We start from the raw sequence: 13,760 nt of genomic DNA, 5'->3' as shown, positions 1-13,760 counted from the left end.
AGGCATGCCTAGACACCGGCTGGCAGCAATTCTCCGTAGGATGGCACCACGTGTCCTGTGGCGGTGGAGTCCGGATTGAGCATCCATCCCACGCGTTTGGCCGTGTTCAGCATGACCACGCTCTCCACGAGTTGGATGCCCGGAATCCGCTGCTGGATGGTGAGCTCCATTTCCATGACGTCGGCCAGCGAGCGCAACCACATGATCATGGTGAAGTTGGTGCGGCCTGTGGTGGACGCGGAGAAGCGGATGTTCCTGATGGCCCGCAACTCCATGCCGGCGGCTTCGTGCTCGCCCGCAGGAACGTTCGCGAACCATTGGACCGTGATGGGGAAGCCGGAGAATTGTTGGGCGATTTCGCAGCGGAAGGACAACATCCGGCTGCTCAGGACCCTGCCCAGTTGCCGCTGGACTGTGGCGGGGTTTCGGCCCAAGGCGCGGGCGATTTCTGCTGCTGTGGCCCGGCCGTCGCGTGCGAGGAACGGGATGAGCGCCAGATGACTCTCCGGGAGCGGGACCACGATTGCGTCCGGCACTGACGGGTTTGCCGATTCGGGTCCGGCGAGCGCCCGGAGCGCCTGCTGTTGGGCCTTGCTGAGGACGTTGAGCCGCCATGCGTAGCCACTGGTGTGGATCCGTGTGCAGAGGGCCGTGTGGTATTTGGTGATACCGCGAATTTCCTTGAGCCTCGGCAACACCTGCGTGCTGAACTGTTCCAGGTCCTGGGTAATCACAGTCAGTGTGAGGTCGCGGTTGCTGGCAGCCTCTTCCACGGTGATGACCTCGGGAAGCTGAGCGACGGCAGAGGTGACGTCCGGCCTGAGGTGCATTTCGCAGTCGATATCCACCATGGCCAAACACATGTCCTTCGGATCACCCATGAGATGGGCAGTGGTCCAGGCTGCACCGGCCGCACGGAGGCGCTCCCATCGCGCCGCCAGCGTGGTGGCGTGGACGCCCAGGACCTCTCCGGCGTCTGACCAGCTGATCCGGGGTGAGATCTGTAGCGCGTTGATCAGGCGAAGGTCTTCCTCACTGAGGTCCATGAGCCCATTCTTCCAGAAATACTCATGATTCCTGCCAAAATGAGGGTCCAAATGCATATTTACAGTTGTTTGACTCCATGTGAATCACGTCACCCCAGAATGGCATAAGGAACACGCCACCGAGACAGACCAGGAGAACAGATGACCATCGCCGCCGACGCCAAGGAACTGCAAGAGGACATCGTCCGCCTCCGCCACGACCTCCACCGCGAACCGGAGATCGGCCTGCAGCTCCCCCGCACGCAGGAGAAGGTACTCCAGGCGTTGGATGGGCTGCCTTACGAGATCACCCTTGGCAAGGAAACGACGTCGGTCACCGCGGTTCTGCGCGGCGGTGCGGCTCACGCATCAGCTGAGAAGCCCGTGGTGTTGCTGCGTGCCGACATGGATGGACTTCCCGTGCAGGAGACCACGGGTGTGGACTACACCTCCCGTGTGGATGGCGCCATGCACGCTTGTGGCCACGACCTCCACACCTCGATGCTGGCCGGTGCCGCCACGCTCCTGGCCGAGCGCCGGGATCAGTTGGCCGGCGACGTCATCCTGATGTTCCAGCCCGGCGAAGAAGGCTTCGATGGTGCAAGCTACATGATTAAGGAAGGTGTCCTGGATGCGGCTGGTCGTCGCGCGGACACCGCCTACGGAATGCACGTGTTCTCCTCACTTGAACCCCACGGCCAGTTCGTCACCAAGCCGGGCGTTATGCTCAGTTCCTCGGCAGGGCTCTTCGTCACCGTGCTTGGCGCCGGTGGCCACGGATCAGCTCCGCATTTGGCCAAGGACCCTGTCAGCGCTGCCGCAGAGATGGTCACCGCCTTGCAGGTCATGATCACGCGCCAGTTCAACATGTTCGATCCCGTTGTCCTGACTGTCGGAGTGCTGCAGGCCGGGACCAAACGCAACGTCATCCCCGAGACCGCCCGCATCGAAGCCACCATCAGGACCTTCTCCGAGGAGTCCCGTCGGAAGATGATGGAAGCAGTACCCAGGCTGCTTCGAGGCATCGCCGCAGCCCATGGACTGGAAGTGGATGTGCAGTACCAAGAGGAATACCCCCTCACCATCAATGATGAGAACGAGACCACCACTGCGGAGAAGGTCATCGCCGGAATGTTCGGCGAGTCCCGGCATACCCGGATGGCCACTCCCCTGAGCGGTTCCGAGGACTTCTCCCGGGTCCTGGCCGAAGTCCCCGGCACCTTCGTGGGACTCAGCGCAGTTGCCCCCGGCGCCGACCACACGACGTCGCCGTTCAACCACTCGCCGTACGCAATGTTCGACGACGGCGTCCTCACCGACGGTGCCGCGCTGTATGCCGAACTTGCCGTTTCCCGTATCGCCGCCCTCGCCGGCAACTAACTCCCGGCCCGCCTGAACTTGGAGAAGCACATGACCACCACCGTAGGAACGTCCCCCGACGTCAAGGCCCACAAGTCCCACATGCGCACTCTGGTCGGCACCGGCATCGGCAACGCCGTTGAATGGTACGACTGGGCGATTTACGCAACGTTCTCGCCGTTCATCGCAAGTGCCTTGTTTAGCCAAGCCGACCCCACCTCAGCCGTACTGTCCACCTTGGCGATCTTCGCCGTCGGGTTCGTTGCCCGTCCGTTCGGCGGGTTCGTGTTTGGCTGGATCGGTGACCGGATCGGGCGCAAGACATCCATGACCGTGGCCGTGGCACTGGGCGCAGTGGGCAGCCTCCTCATCGGGATCGCGCCGACGTTCGCTGCCGTTGGCGCCTTCGCTTCGGTGATGCTGCTGGTGGCCCGACTCATCCAGGGCCTTGCCCACGGTGGCGAGTTGCCGTCGTCGCAAACGTACCTGTCAGAGATGGCACCCAAGGAACACCGCGGCTTCTGGGCCACCCTCATCTACACGTCCGGCACTGCCGGCATCTTGGCCGGTACGCTGCTGGGCGCCATCCTCACCGCAACCCTCAGCAAGGAAGATATGAGCGCCTGGGGTTGGCGCATTCCGTTCCTCATCGGTGGCGCACTGGGTGTCTACGCACTGTTCATGCGGGCAAAGATGAAGGAAACCGAAGCTTTCGAGGCCGAGACACCCAACGAGAAGCGCCTGCCCATTTGGCCCCAGATCGTGAAGTACCGCAAACAGGCGCTGCAGGTTATCGGCCTCACCGTTGGCCTGACCGTTGTCTACTACATCTGGGGTGTTGTGGCTCCGAGCTACGCAGCAACGTCGTTGAAGATGGACCGCGGTGAGGCGCTCTGGGCAGGTGTGGTCGCCAACGTGGTGTTCATCGCAGCCCTGCCGTTCTGGGGCAAGCTGTCCGATCGCATCGGCCGTAAGCCTGTGATCATCGTTTCAGCTGCGGGCGCCGCCCTCCTCCACTTCCCCATGACGTGGCTGCTCAAGGACTCGCCGTGGCAGCTGGCTGTGTCCATGTCAGTGATGCTGTTCTTCATCGCAGGCAGCGCCGCGATCGTCCCGGCCGTCTACGCCGAGCTGTTCCCAACGCACATCCGCACCATCGGCGTGGGCGTTCCGTACTCCATCTGCGTCGCTGCGTTCGGCGGCACGGCTCCGTACCTGCAGACGTGGCTCGGCAGTATCGGGCAGGCCCAGTTGTTCAACGTATACGCAGTGATCCTGCTGCTGGTGGGCATCGCGTTCGCCTTCTCCATCCCGGAGACGAAGGGCAAGGACCTGACTGTCTAAGTTCTCCGGCTTTCGTTGCGAGGCCCGCTCTGCGCTCTTCCCTGGGTTTTTGGGATGCAGAGTGGGCCTCACAACGTTAAACGAAGCGGTCGCGGCCTGCCCGGTATCCGAAGAATGCCGCCAAGGAACCGACCACCAGGAACAGGATTCCGGCCGCTGCGAAACCGCCCGTAGTTTGATGGAGTTGGCCCACCAGCAGCGTGCCCACCGAACCCACTCCGTAGCCGACACCCTGCATCATTCCGGACAGGTGCGCGGCTGTATGGGCGTCGCGGGTCCGGACCATGATCATGGTGAGAGCCACCGCCGTGAGTGACCCCTGGCCCAGCCCGTTCAGCCCGGTCCACACCCAGATGAGCTCCGTGGGACCGAATATGGTGAGCGCGAATCCGCCGCCCGTCATCAGGGCCACCACCATGTTGATGATCCGCTGGTCCTTGAAACGCGTAGCCAACGCCGGGGCAAACAGGGACCCGAGCATCTGCAGCACGATGGACACCGACACGATCAGCCCGGCCGTTCCGCCGTCGATCCCCCGGTCACGCAGGATGGGCGCCATCCACGCGAACACACTGAACGACATCATCGCCTGCAACACCATGAACATGGTCACCTGCCACGCCACGGCTGACCGCCACACGTTCACGCCGCCGTGAACTGCTTGGTGTTTTACCGACGGCTGGCGGATTGCCAACGGCAGGAAGAGCAAAAGCACGACGGCGGCAGGCACCGCCCAGAACCACAGCGCCGAAGTCCAGTGGCCGGTTGCCGCAAAAACCGGATACGTGAAGCCCGCTCCGAGTGCCGCCGACGCGCAGATCGCCGTGGTGTAGAGGCCGCCCATCAGGCCCAGGCGCTGCGGGAAGTCCCGCTTGACGACTCCCGGGAGAAGGACGTTGCATAGGGCAATAGCCGCACCGCAGGCAGCGGTCCCAGCGAGAAGTGCGGGAAGATGGCCTGCGCCGGGGATGCCTACAGGCCGCAGGAGCAATCCCGCTGTGAGGACCGCCATGGCTCCGAGGAGAACCCGTTCTGCACCAAACCGGCGGGCGAGGACTGGAGCAAGGGGTGCGAAGACGCCCAGCAAGGTAACCGGCACGGTGGTGAGGACCACCAGCGCCCAGCCCGGCAGACCGGCGTCGGAAGTTATTTCCGGCAGGACCGCGGAGAAGCTTGAAAAGACCGTCCGCAGGTTCAGTCCGATCAGCACCAGGCAGATGCCCAAGTAGATGAGGCCCCGTTTGCCCCGGAGCTGCGTGGGTTCCGCGGCTGGTTCTTCGTCTATCTCTGCGTCCACCGCTATGTCAGGGAGGACGGTTTTCTCCCGGTAGCCGGGCGTCTTGGAGGAGGTCACCCGTCCTATTCTGTCAGCCGGCGGGCGCGGATTGCCTGATGAGGCGATTGCGACCAGCGCGACTTATCCATTTAGGAACTGAGGGCGTCAGCCTTCACGATTCTGAACTGCTTACTGCGGACATTGTTCACCCGGTGCTGACAATTCGGGGCGTCAGTGTTGGTTCAGGCAGGGAGTCCAGCAGGTATTGGGCGTCTGCTTAGTCGGTCAGGTCCGGATCCAGCCATTCTGCGAAATCTTTCGGGATGATCACCCGTGAGCGTCGTGAACGTGCCCAAGCGCGTCCTGGGTGGTTGTGGCCAGGACGGGCCGGGTCAGCAGCCGCCGTTCGGAATCGTCTTCGGGCAGCTCCGGACCTGGCCAGAACTCAAACAGGCCACCGAAACCCAGCAGGGACTCTTTCTCGGAGAACCGATAGCTCGGGATCTTCTTGCCATCCTCGGTCTTCTGCCATTCAAAATAACCGTTGGCGGGATTATCCGGTAGTTCAGATGATCACCAAGTATTTGCCCAGTTCAAAGCCATGAAGACGCGTCGTCAATGATCCAGCGGGCGAACGTAGATCCGGCTCGGGCCTGTCCTTCCAAAGTCACTACAGAAAACGTCCCCGATATTCACTGAGAGTCGACAACGTCAGCAGTCGGGAGTGGGTGCCGTCCCGTCAGTTTTGCATTGGGCTCAGCCGTGCGGGTTGCCACGTCGTGCTAGACCAGTTTCATCCGTGCGGGATGGTCGCTGCCGCGCATTCGAACGGCAACCACCAGGCCGGAGGCTGCTGTGAGTGCAGCGACGGTCGCGATGGCTGCGGGGATCCCATAAAGATCTGCGAGAAGACCTGACAGGAGTGCCCCTACGGCGAAGCCGCCGTCACGCCAGAGCCGGTAGACCCCGACGGAGCGTGCACGCCAGGTGGGATGGGCAACGTCCCCTATGGCGGCCAGGAGAGCGGGGTAGACCATGGCCGTTCCGAGTCCGAGGAGGACAGCGGCGATGAGCCAGGCCCCGAAGCTGTGGGAGGCGGCGACTATGGCGAGTCCCGCGGCTTGGACGATCATGCCAGCCACAATGAACCATTTGCGGCCCCACCGGTCTGAGGCGGCACCGGTGAAGGGCTGCCCGGCGCCCCAGACCGCGGGGTAAACGGCGGCCAGGATCCCTACCTGGTTCATGTTTAGCCCGGAGGTGACGAAGAGGACCGGAAAGAGGCCCCAAGCGAGGCCGTCGTTGAGGTTGTTCACCAGTCCTGCCTGGCTTGCTGCGGAGAGTGAGCGGTCTTTGAAGCTGGTGAGGGTGAAAACCTGTCCCGTGGTGAGGCAGGCGTCGGCACTCCTGTGTGCACTGACGTGCTGGGAGGCTTCCGTCTTGGCATGGTGATGGGTTTCGCGAATGGTCAGGACTGATAGGCCTAACCCGAGGGCGATGTAGGCCGCGCCGAGGAGGAACGGGCCGGGCCGGAGTCCATAAGCGGAGGCAATGTACCCGGTCGCGAGGGCAGTGACGGCGACTCCGAGGTAGCCCGCTGCTTCGTTCAGGCCCATGGCGAGGCCGCGCTGTTTCGGGCCGGTCAGGTCCATTTTCATGATGACGGCGGTGGACCAAGTCAGGCCTTGGCTGATGCCGAGGAACACGTTTGCGGCAACGATCCATTCCCATGACGGGCCATAGATGAGCATGAGCGGGACGGGGATCGCTACCAGCCATCCTGTGATGAGGACGGGTTTGCGGCCGTACCGGTCAGAGAGTGTGCCCGCGAAGTAGTTCATCGCGGCCTTGGACAGACCGAACGCGAGGATGTAGGTCAGGGCGCTTGTGTAAAGGTCCAGGTGGAAGGTCTGCGAAGCGAGAAGGGGAAGCACGGTGCGCTCTTGGCCCAGCGTTCCGCCCACCAGGGCGTTCACTGCCACCAGCAGCATGAACTGTGCCAGGTTCTGTCGCAGGCCCAGTGCGGCGCGGGTGGAGTGCATCGCACTTTCCGCCTTTGTTCTGGCCATTCCTTACTCGCTTTCGTGCCGGGAACATAAAGGTGCCCGGACGCGTGGGGGAACGCGTCCGGGCGGGCCCGGGCAGGAGGGGGGTCCTGCCCGGGCCGTCTTATGGCTACTTTGCTGAGACGGCGTTCTGTCGCGTTTGCTGTGCGGCCCAGGCAGCGTAGCTGCCGTCGAGTTCGACGACGTCGTATCCGGCCCGGCGCAGGGCGCTGGCTGCGACGGAGTTCCGGACGCCTGACTGGCAGTAGGTCACGATGGTTCCGTCCGTGGGGAGCTTGTCCAGGTGCCACATGATCCGGCCGCCGCTGAGCTGGTACGAGCCGGGGATGTTCCCGGCGGTGTGTTCGCTGCGGTTGCGGACGTCCACGACCATGGCGGCGTCAAAGCCCTGCAGCTCGTCTGGCTGGACCAGCTTCGGGGTGGTCAGGGGGAGCCCCTCGATGCTGGTGACGTAGCCGGCGACGTTGTCGATGCCGACCCGGACCAGGTGGTCCCACATATCCATGGCCTCTTCCTGTTCTGCTGCGAGCAGTACCAGAGGGTTCTTGTCGGTCTCGGGGTTTACTACCCATGCACCGTAGCTGGCCACGGACTTCCCGGCCGGTACGTTCAGGGATCGGGCTACCGTGCCTTCGTGGACTTCGCTGTTGGGGCGGGTGTCGATGAACGTGACTTTGTCCGCCGCCAGGTCCTTCGCGACGTCTGCGGTGTCCAGTTCCTCAAGCGGTGCGCGTTCTCCCATGACGGCGGGGCCTTCACGGTTTTCGCGCTTCATCCGTCCGAAGTAGGCGTGCGCGTCGGGCTGGCCGTCGAGGAGCTCATCGATGAAGCCCTGCTCGTCGTTGGCTGCGAGGTAGGGGCCCCACCAGGAGTAGAGCCGCTCGTAACCCACGGCGGAGGAGGGGATGGCACCGAGGGCTTTGCCGCAGGCACTTCCGGCGCCGTGTGCGGGGTGGACCTGGACGTAGTCCGGCAGGGTCAGGAATTTGTCCCGCAGGCTGGCGAAGAGCTGCTTTGCGCCTTCGAAGCGGGTGTCGATCCCGCCGGCTGCCTCGTCCAGCAGGTCGGGACGTCCCAGGTCGCCGGAGAAGACGAAGTCACCGGAGAGCAGGTAGCCGGGCTGGTCGCTGAACGCACCGTCGGTAACCAGAAAGGAAAGGTGCTCGGGTGTGTGGCCCGGAGTGTGCACGGCCTGGATGCTGATGTTGCCGATGGTGATCTTGTCGCCGTCGTAGAGGCGTTCGCCGTCAAATCCGTACTGCCAGTCAGGTCCGCCTTCGCCGGAGACGTAGATCTTCGCGCCGGTGGCGGCGGCGAGTTCGCGGGTGCCGGAAAGGTAGTCGGCGTGGATGTGGGTTTCGGTGACGGCGATGATCTTCATGCCGTTCTTCTCAGCGAGTTCCTGGTAGACGGCGATGTCGCGGCGGCCGTCGACCACAACGGCGGTGCCGTTGGCCTGGCAGCCGATCAGGTAGCTGGCCTGGGCGAGGTCTTCATCGTAAATGCGCTCGATAAGCATCTGGTGATCTCCTTTGGTTGAAAGGGGTTTGGGGTGTGTTCTGAACCCAGTATAGATACCCCCTGGGGTATCCTGCAACCAGGTTATGGCCTAGGCCGTCTTTCTGTGGAACAGCTTGTGCAGGAGCCTGTGCAGGCATGCTGGGGGTGGCTAGGTTGATGCCGTGACGGGTTTTCCGGAAATGGGTTGATAGGTGACAGGGTGGCCTGCCCGGTACCACTCGGTGATCCCGCCGGCCACGTTGACGGTCTGGTATCCGCGGTCGGTCAGGATCCTTGCGGCCTGGATGCTGCGCTTTCCTGACCCGCACAGCACATGGATCGTGTTGGTGGGCAGGTCGGCGAGCCGGGAGGGCACTTCATTCAGGGGGATGTTCAGGCTCCCGGGTACGTGTGCGGTGGCATGCTCTTCCCGGCTCCGCACGTCCACCAGGGTGGCGCGGGGCCACATCGTGGAGAGTTCGCCTCCCGTTACCGTGCGGTCCGCATGGCCCTCTGACATCGCATCAGGCGTTCTGGGGTCCGGCCTGGGCGCGGAGTTCATTCATGTCGACGTTTTTAACGGCCTGGATGACTTCTTCGAGGCCGGTGGCGTTGAGGGCTCCGGGCTGGGAAAAGACCAGGGTTTTGTCCTTGAAGGCCATCAGGGTGGGGATGGAAGTGATGTTCGCTGCTGCGGCGAGGGCCTGTCCGGCTTCGGTATCCACTTTGGCGAAGGTGATGTCCGGGTGCCGTTCTGCCGCGGCGCCGTAGGTGGGGGCGAACTGGCGTCACGGGCCGCACCATGCTGCCCAGAAGTCAACGAAGACGATCTCGTTGCTCTCCAGGGTCTGGGCGAAGCTCTTTTCGGTGATGTCGATGGTTACCATCGTCTTTCGTGTCCTTTTGGGCGTTGTAGGTGGAAGGCGCTTTGGGGGTGGCGGGGACCGGAGGGGGTCAGGTGGTGGGGAGGCCGGCGCGGGTCCAGGCGGTCATGCCGCCGGCCATGGTGTCGGCGGTGAAGCCGGCTCCGTTGAGGGCGTCGGCCACGCGGGCTGAACGGTTGCCGCTGCGGCAGACCGCAATGACGGGCACCGCCGGGTCCAGTTCTGACAGGCGTGCCTGCAGTTGGCCCATGGGGATGTGCAGGGCGCCGGGGATCATGCCTTCGGCGACTTCGAAGTCTTCGCGGACATCGAGGATGCGGGCGCTGGTGCGTCGCTGGTCGGTTTCGGTGATGGTGATTTCAGCCATGGGGTTCTCCTTCGAAATAGTGGGCTGTTGTTAACGGATGGGTTCGCCGGCTGCGCGCCAGGCGCTCATGCCGCCGCGCAGGGAGTAGGTCTGGTACCCCTGGGAGGCAAGGAGCCGGGCGGCCGAGGCTGAGCGGACTCCGGATGCGCAGATGGCGATCACGGGTTTGTCCTTATTGATTCCGGCGGGGCTGGTTTGCAGTCGGTCCAGGGGGATGTGCTTGGCCTGTGGAGCCCGTCCTGAGCGCCATTCTTGGGCGGAGCGGACATCGATCAGGACGGCGCCTGAGGACAGGAGGTCCTTGGCCTCAGCAACCGAGAGCGTTGTGTAGGGCTTGCTGAAGGCTTTTTTCAGGGAACTGATGAGGCCTATGGTGTTCTCCTTGGTGGTGATGAGTTCAGGCGGGTGAGGGGATTTTGCTGCGGCGGCCGGTGCGGCTGCGCAGGGGGCAGGAGCTGATGAAGAACCAGCAGATGCCCGCAGTGGCTGCGGCGAGGGCTGCGACTCCGGCGGCGATGAACCATTGCAGGTCGGCCGGGGCTTGCTGGATGAGGACGAAGGTTCCCATGGCCAGGACGAACCAGCCGAAGGCTTTGCGCAAGGCGGCTTCCGGGATGCGGCCGGCGAGCTTGGAGCCGATGAGCGAGCCAATGATGGCGGCAGCGGTCACGCCGAGGGTGAGGCCCCAGTCGAGCTGGACGGTGGTGAGGTATCCGGCGAGCCCGGCGAAGGACTTCATGGCGATGACCACCAGGGAGGTGCCCACGGCCACGGACATCGGCAGGCCGCCGAGCAGCGCCAGTGCCGGGACCACGAGGAATCCGCCGCCTGCGCCGACCATGCCGGTGATGAGCCCGACGACAGTGCCGTCCAGCAGGACCCGCCCAATGGGCAGGTCGTGCTTGACCGGCGCGCCGTCGTCGTTCTTCTTTTTCCGGCCGCGGAGCATGGCCACGGAGGTGGCCACCATCATGATGGCGAAGGCGATGAGCAGGATCTGGCCGGGGATATGCCCGCCCAGGAGGCCGCCGACGAATGCGCCGGCCATGCCGGCCGCGCCGAAGATCAGGCCGGTTCGCCACATCACCCTGCCCCCGCGGGCGTGGCTGATCACGCTCACGGCGGAGGTGACCCCGACGACGAACAGGGAGGCTGCGATCGCTTCCTTGGCTTCGAATCCGGCCACATAGACCAGGATCGGGACTGTCAGGATGGATCCGCCGCCGCCCAGGACGCCGAGCGAGAGTCCGATCACCACCGACAGGGCAAGAACCAGGAGCAGGGTGACTGTCATTAGGCTGCGGCTTCCGTGCTCTTGTTGATGACGGCGGGCAGGGCGAGGATGGCGCTTTCGCGGGTGGGTTCCTGGACGGCCTTGTTCCACGGCATGGCCGAGATGGCCTTGCCCATGGCGCAGGTGTTGGTGGCTGCGGAGAAGGTCAGGCCCGTGCCGATGACCCCGGCGATGGTCCGAATTTTCGGGGAGATGAACTTGCCGCCGGCCAGGCCCAGGACCACGAGGGAACCCGCCACAAGGCGGACCTGCCGCTCAAGGTCCCAGCGGCCCTTGCCCTTGACCACGTCACCGCCCGCAGCGGCGAAACCGGGTGCGCCGCCGGTCAGGACGTAGGCGGTGTCGATGCCGGCCTTGGCAAGACGCTGGCGGGCCTGCTCGGCTCGCACGCCGGACTGGCAGACCAGGACCACGCGGGAGCTCAGGCGGGAGGCGAGTTCGTCGGTGTGCTCGGACAAAAGTGGCAGGGGCACGTTGTAGGAGCCACGGACATGCATGGATTCGAACTCAGCGGCGGAACGCACGTCGATCACCACGAGGTCCTGGTGCTCTTTGAACCAGGACTGGAGGGTTTCAGGGGCGAGTGCAGTAACGGTCGGTGCCGCGGAAGCGGAAGTCATGGTTAGCCTCTCGGAAGGGGTCGGGTGGATACCCCACCGAGTATTGCAGATACCCCCGGGGGTAGTCAAAACACCCTAGGGGGTATAAGATTGAGGGAAGTTATCAATAGTTGGAGAAACCCGTGGAACTCAATCCCTCAGAACTGATCCCTGTCATCAACCGGCTCAAGCGAGCCCAAGGCCAGCTTTCGGCAGTCACCCGCATGCTTGAAGAAGGCCGGGACTGCAAGGACGTCGTCACCCAGCTCGCAGCTGTATCGAAGGCGCTGGACCGGGCAGGGTTCGCCATCATCGCAACGGGCCTTGAGCAGTGCATTGTCCAAAAAGACGCAACGATGGACAAGAAGGACCTGGAAAAGCTCTTCCTCTCCCTCGCCTGAGGACTGCGGTTGGGCGGTTCCCAGCAGCAAAAATGATGCCCACGCGGTCCCCGAGAAACACGCCGCTACGGCTGCTGGAAAGCAAGGACCGTTCCTAAGCATCTAATTGTCCTTCCCTTACGGGTTCACCGTTGGTACCCTTCCCGTTGCTGGTGCTGCTCGTTCAGGGTCGTTGACTGGGCTTTCGTTGCGCCGACCCACGGCGCCGCTGAACTTGGTTGTTGCGGGAATGATGCCTTCATGAGGCGTTGCATTTTCTCCAGGCGCGGGTCGATTTCGGGTTCGGATTCGGCCTGTGGTGGTGCTACCAGTTTTGATGCGTCGGCCATGAGCTGGTCGATGCGTGCCGTGTTGTCTTGGGCTGCTTGGAGGGCTGCGGAGTGCTTGAACGGTTCCGCCAACGCATTGTCTGCTTGCTCGATGCGGGTGAGCGCTTGCTGACGTCGTGTCTCGACGTCGGCGGCGAGCCGTGGCAGGGAGGACACCCTGTTTTCGAGTTGCCTGATCGTGCCCAAGTCGGCTGCCAGTAAGCCCTTACGGGATATTTGGGTAGTCGCTCGGGGCACGCCCTCGATGCGGACTTCGACGGTGGCATGGTCCAGTTCGCGGCCAGGGACCAGCTTGGCGCGCAGCTCGTGACCGCCGAGGGTGGCGATGGTGCCGAGCTCGTCATATCCGTAGAGGTTCATGAGCCGGTGTCCCTGCCTGCCTGCCCATGCCCGGAGACCTTCGGCAGCGTCGTCCTGTTGTCGAGGGTTTGGCCGCCCATGGTGGCTTTGATGGCGTCCGCGGTGGTGTCCACCGTCCGTGCCACCGCGGCGTGGATTAGAGGCAGGTCTTGGGCTGCTAGGTCAGCTGAAGCTTATTCTCCGCGTTTGGTGTGGTTCACCGCGACCAAGTTGCGGTTGCACGCCCTGTCCAGGCTGCTGAGGCGGGCAAGTTCCTGGTCCGCGACGGCTTTTCGAGGACCAGCGGGTTGTCGCTGATGATGGCTTTGGCTTGAGCGAAGTTCAGGGTGCTGTCCCCGATGTCTTCGATTTCCCTGACGTCGAGGCGGCCGCGCATGATCTGGTTGATGAACCGGGATTTCCGTTCCGTTCCTGCCATATGAAGGAATCGAAGGATTCCTTGGTCACGACTTGGGAGATACGGACCTCAGGGTTCTGGTTGCCTTGGCGCAGGGTGCGGCCGTGGCGTTGTTCGACGTCGGCCGGCCGCCATGGGGCCTCCATGTCCACCAGGTGCACGGCTCATTTCTGAATGTTCGTGCCGACACCCATTTTCGATGTGGACCCGACCAGCACCGCGATCTGCCCGGAACGGCGGCTGCAAACAGCCGCCCCTTCCCGTTATCGTTTTGGCTTTATGGATGAACCGGACCATGTGTTCGGGTACGCCCGGCGCCGGAGCTGGTCTTTGAGTTTGCCGTAGACGTTCCACCTGTCTGAGGGTGTGCCGTAGTCGCAAAAGACCAGCTATAGGCAGCGGGAACGGGCCCGGTTCCCCGGTGGAGTGGTCGATGTAGACGCGGTCTTTGTAGTGGTTCCGTGCTGAACAGTGCGGGGTCCACGAGTCGCATGTCCAGAGCAGCATTGCGGCCGTCGCATGAGACTTTGAGCATGTTGTCTTCCTCGGAAGTCACGAG

16 protein-coding genes and 1 pseudogene are annotated in these 13,760 nt (G+C 63.5%); 3 read left to right on the top strand and 14 right to left on the bottom strand.

Annotation, left to right across the window (positions count from 1 at the left end):
- Nucleotides 1-8 precede the first annotated feature (8 nt).
- Entirely contained in the window at nt 9-1,046 is a 1,038-nt protein-coding gene (locus tag AC0J5Z_RS05370) for an Lrp/AsnC family transcriptional regulator (RefSeq protein ID WP_475037959.1), read from the bottom strand.
- A 141-nt stretch (nt 1,047-1,187) separates the two neighbouring features.
- On the opposite strand from AC0J5Z_RS05370, the gene AC0J5Z_RS05365 reads away from it, so the two are divergent.
- A complete protein-coding gene (locus AC0J5Z_RS05365; RefSeq protein WP_475037958.1) occupies nt 1,188-2,405 on the top strand; it encodes a M20 metallopeptidase family protein in 1,218 nt (405 codons plus the stop codon).
- A 30-nt stretch (nt 2,406-2,435) separates the two neighbouring features.
- Nucleotides 2,436-3,728, top strand: a complete 1,293-nt coding sequence (locus tag AC0J5Z_RS05360; RefSeq protein ID WP_475037957.1) for an MFS transporter — start codon at nt 2,436-2,438, stop codon at nt 3,726-3,728.
- Nucleotides 3,729-3,804: 76 nt separating this feature from the next.
- Here AC0J5Z_RS05360 and AC0J5Z_RS05355 read toward each other — a convergent pair whose 3' ends face one another.
- From AC0J5Z_RS05355 to AC0J5Z_RS05310, 10 genes and pseudogenes are all read right to left on the bottom strand, one after another.
- Nucleotides 3,805-5,082 carry a CynX/NimT family MFS transporter gene (locus tag AC0J5Z_RS05355; protein WP_475037956.1) on the bottom strand — a complete coding sequence of 426 codons (1,278 nt, stop codon included), beginning with the start codon at nt 5,080-5,082 and terminating at the stop codon, nt 3,805-3,807.
- A gap of 249 nt (nt 5,083-5,331) precedes the next feature.
- Entirely contained in the window at nt 5,332-5,508 is a 177-nt protein-coding gene (locus AC0J5Z_RS05350; RefSeq protein ID WP_475039566.1) for a hypothetical protein, read from the bottom strand.
- Nucleotides 5,509-5,786: 278 nt separating this feature from the next.
- The gene (locus AC0J5Z_RS05345) at nt 5,787-7,073 is read right to left on the bottom strand and encodes an MFS transporter (RefSeq protein ID WP_475037955.1); all 1,287 of its coding nucleotides are present in this window, start codon (nt 7,071-7,073) and stop codon (nt 5,787-5,789) included.
- 106 nt (nt 7,074-7,179) lie between these two features.
- Nucleotides 7,180-8,589 (bottom strand): MBL fold metallo-hydrolase, encoded by a 1,410-nt coding sequence (locus AC0J5Z_RS05340; RefSeq protein ID WP_475037954.1) that lies wholly within the window; start codon nt 8,587-8,589, stop codon nt 7,180-7,182.
- Between the two features lie 150 nt (nt 8,590-8,739).
- A complete protein-coding gene (locus AC0J5Z_RS05335) occupies nt 8,740-9,090 on the bottom strand; it encodes a rhodanese-like domain-containing protein (protein WP_475037950.1) in 351 nt (116 codons plus the stop codon).
- A gap of 4 nt (nt 9,091-9,094) precedes the next feature.
- Nucleotides 9,095-9,457 (bottom strand): annotated as a pseudogene (locus AC0J5Z_RS05330) (thioredoxin family protein).
- Between the two features lie 67 nt (nt 9,458-9,524).
- Nucleotides 9,525-9,821 (bottom strand): rhodanese-like domain-containing protein, encoded by a 297-nt coding sequence (locus AC0J5Z_RS05325; RefSeq protein WP_475037947.1) that lies wholly within the window; start codon nt 9,819-9,821, stop codon nt 9,525-9,527.
- Between the two features lie 30 nt (nt 9,822-9,851).
- Nucleotides 9,852-10,193, bottom strand: coding sequence for a rhodanese-like domain-containing protein (locus AC0J5Z_RS05320; RefSeq protein WP_475039562.1), 342 nt, complete (start codon nt 10,191-10,193; stop codon nt 9,852-9,854).
- 25 nt (nt 10,194-10,218) lie between these two features.
- A complete protein-coding gene (locus AC0J5Z_RS05315) occupies nt 10,219-11,115 on the bottom strand; it encodes a sulfite exporter TauE/SafE family protein (protein WP_475037943.1) in 897 nt (298 codons plus the stop codon).
- A complete protein-coding gene (locus AC0J5Z_RS05310) occupies nt 11,115-11,735 on the bottom strand; it encodes a rhodanese-like domain-containing protein (RefSeq protein WP_475037941.1) in 621 nt (206 codons plus the stop codon). Before AC0J5Z_RS05310 ends, AC0J5Z_RS05315 begins: the two co-directional genes overlap by 1 nt.
- Nucleotides 11,736-11,857: 122 nt before the next feature.
- Between AC0J5Z_RS05310 and AC0J5Z_RS05305 the strand changes: the two genes are divergently transcribed.
- Entirely contained in the window at nt 11,858-12,115 is a 258-nt protein-coding gene (locus AC0J5Z_RS05305; RefSeq protein ID WP_475037939.1) for a metal-sensitive transcriptional regulator, read from the top strand.
- 125 nt (nt 12,116-12,240) lie between these two features.
- Here the strand turns inward: AC0J5Z_RS05305 and AC0J5Z_RS05300 are convergent, their stop codons facing one another.
- The 3 genes from AC0J5Z_RS05300 to AC0J5Z_RS05290 all read right to left on the bottom strand — a co-directional run bounded on the left by AC0J5Z_RS05300 (nt 12,241) and on the right by AC0J5Z_RS05290 (nt 13,222).
- Nucleotides 12,241-12,804, bottom strand: a complete 564-nt coding sequence (locus AC0J5Z_RS05300; RefSeq protein ID WP_475037938.1) for a hypothetical protein — start codon at nt 12,802-12,804, stop codon at nt 12,241-12,243.
- Complete coding sequence (locus AC0J5Z_RS05295; RefSeq protein ID WP_475037937.1) at nt 12,801-12,929, bottom strand: hypothetical protein; 129 nt, start codon at nt 12,927-12,929, stop codon at nt 12,801-12,803. Before AC0J5Z_RS05295 ends, AC0J5Z_RS05300 begins: the two co-directional genes overlap by 4 nt.
- A 71-nt stretch (nt 12,930-13,000) precedes the next feature.
- Entirely contained in the window at nt 13,001-13,222 is a 222-nt protein-coding gene (locus tag AC0J5Z_RS05290) for a hypothetical protein (protein ID WP_475037936.1), read from the bottom strand.
- Between the last annotated feature and the right edge of the window lie 538 nt (nt 13,223-13,760).

The sequence above is a fragment of the Paenarthrobacter sp. TRD_SC_7 genome, assembly GCF_056156245.1.
Note: the sequence above shows the minus strand (reverse complement) of the source record. Positions and strands in the feature narration are given on the sequence as shown.

What these genes read in the sequence shown, in the direction of transcription:
- AC0J5Z_RS05340 (WP_475037954.1), bottom strand. Translation starts at nt 8,589, where the DNA reads ATGCTTATCGAGCGCATTTACGATGAAGACCTCGCCCAGGCCAGCTAC.
- AC0J5Z_RS05335 (WP_475037950.1), bottom strand. Translation starts at nt 9,090, where the DNA reads ATGTCAGAGGGCCATGCGGACCGCACGGTAACGGGAGGCGAACTCTCC.
- AC0J5Z_RS05310 (WP_475037941.1), bottom strand. Translation starts at nt 11,735, where the DNA reads ATGACTTCCGCTTCCGCGGCACCGACCGTTACTGCACTCGCCCCTGAA.
- AC0J5Z_RS05365 (WP_475037958.1), top strand. Translation starts at nt 1,188, where the DNA reads ATGACCATCGCCGCCGACGCCAAGGAACTGCAAGAGGACATCGTCCGC.
- AC0J5Z_RS05315 (WP_475037943.1), bottom strand. Translation starts at nt 11,115, where the DNA reads ATGACAGTCACCCTGCTCCTGGTTCTTGCCCTGTCGGTGGTGATCGGA.
- AC0J5Z_RS05360 (WP_475037957.1), top strand. Translation starts at nt 2,436, where the DNA reads ATGACCACCACCGTAGGAACGTCCCCCGACGTCAAGGCCCACAAGTCC.
- AC0J5Z_RS05345 (WP_475037955.1), bottom strand. Translation starts at nt 7,073, where the DNA reads ATGGCCAGAACAAAGGCGGAAAGTGCGATGCACTCCACCCGCGCCGCA.
- AC0J5Z_RS05325 (WP_475037947.1), bottom strand. Translation starts at nt 9,821, where the DNA reads ATGGCTGAAATCACCATCACCGAAACCGACCAGCGACGCACCAGCGCC.
- AC0J5Z_RS05370 (WP_475037959.1), bottom strand. Translation starts at nt 1,046, where the DNA reads ATGGACCTCAGTGAGGAAGACCTTCGCCTGATCAACGCGCTACAGATC.
- AC0J5Z_RS05300 (WP_475037938.1), bottom strand. Translation starts at nt 12,804, where the DNA reads ATGAACCTCTACGGATATGACGAGCTCGGCACCATCGCCACCCTCGGC.
- AC0J5Z_RS05290 (WP_475037936.1), bottom strand. Translation starts at nt 13,222, where the DNA reads ATGGCAGGAACGGAACGGAAATCCCGGTTCATCAACCAGATCATGCGC.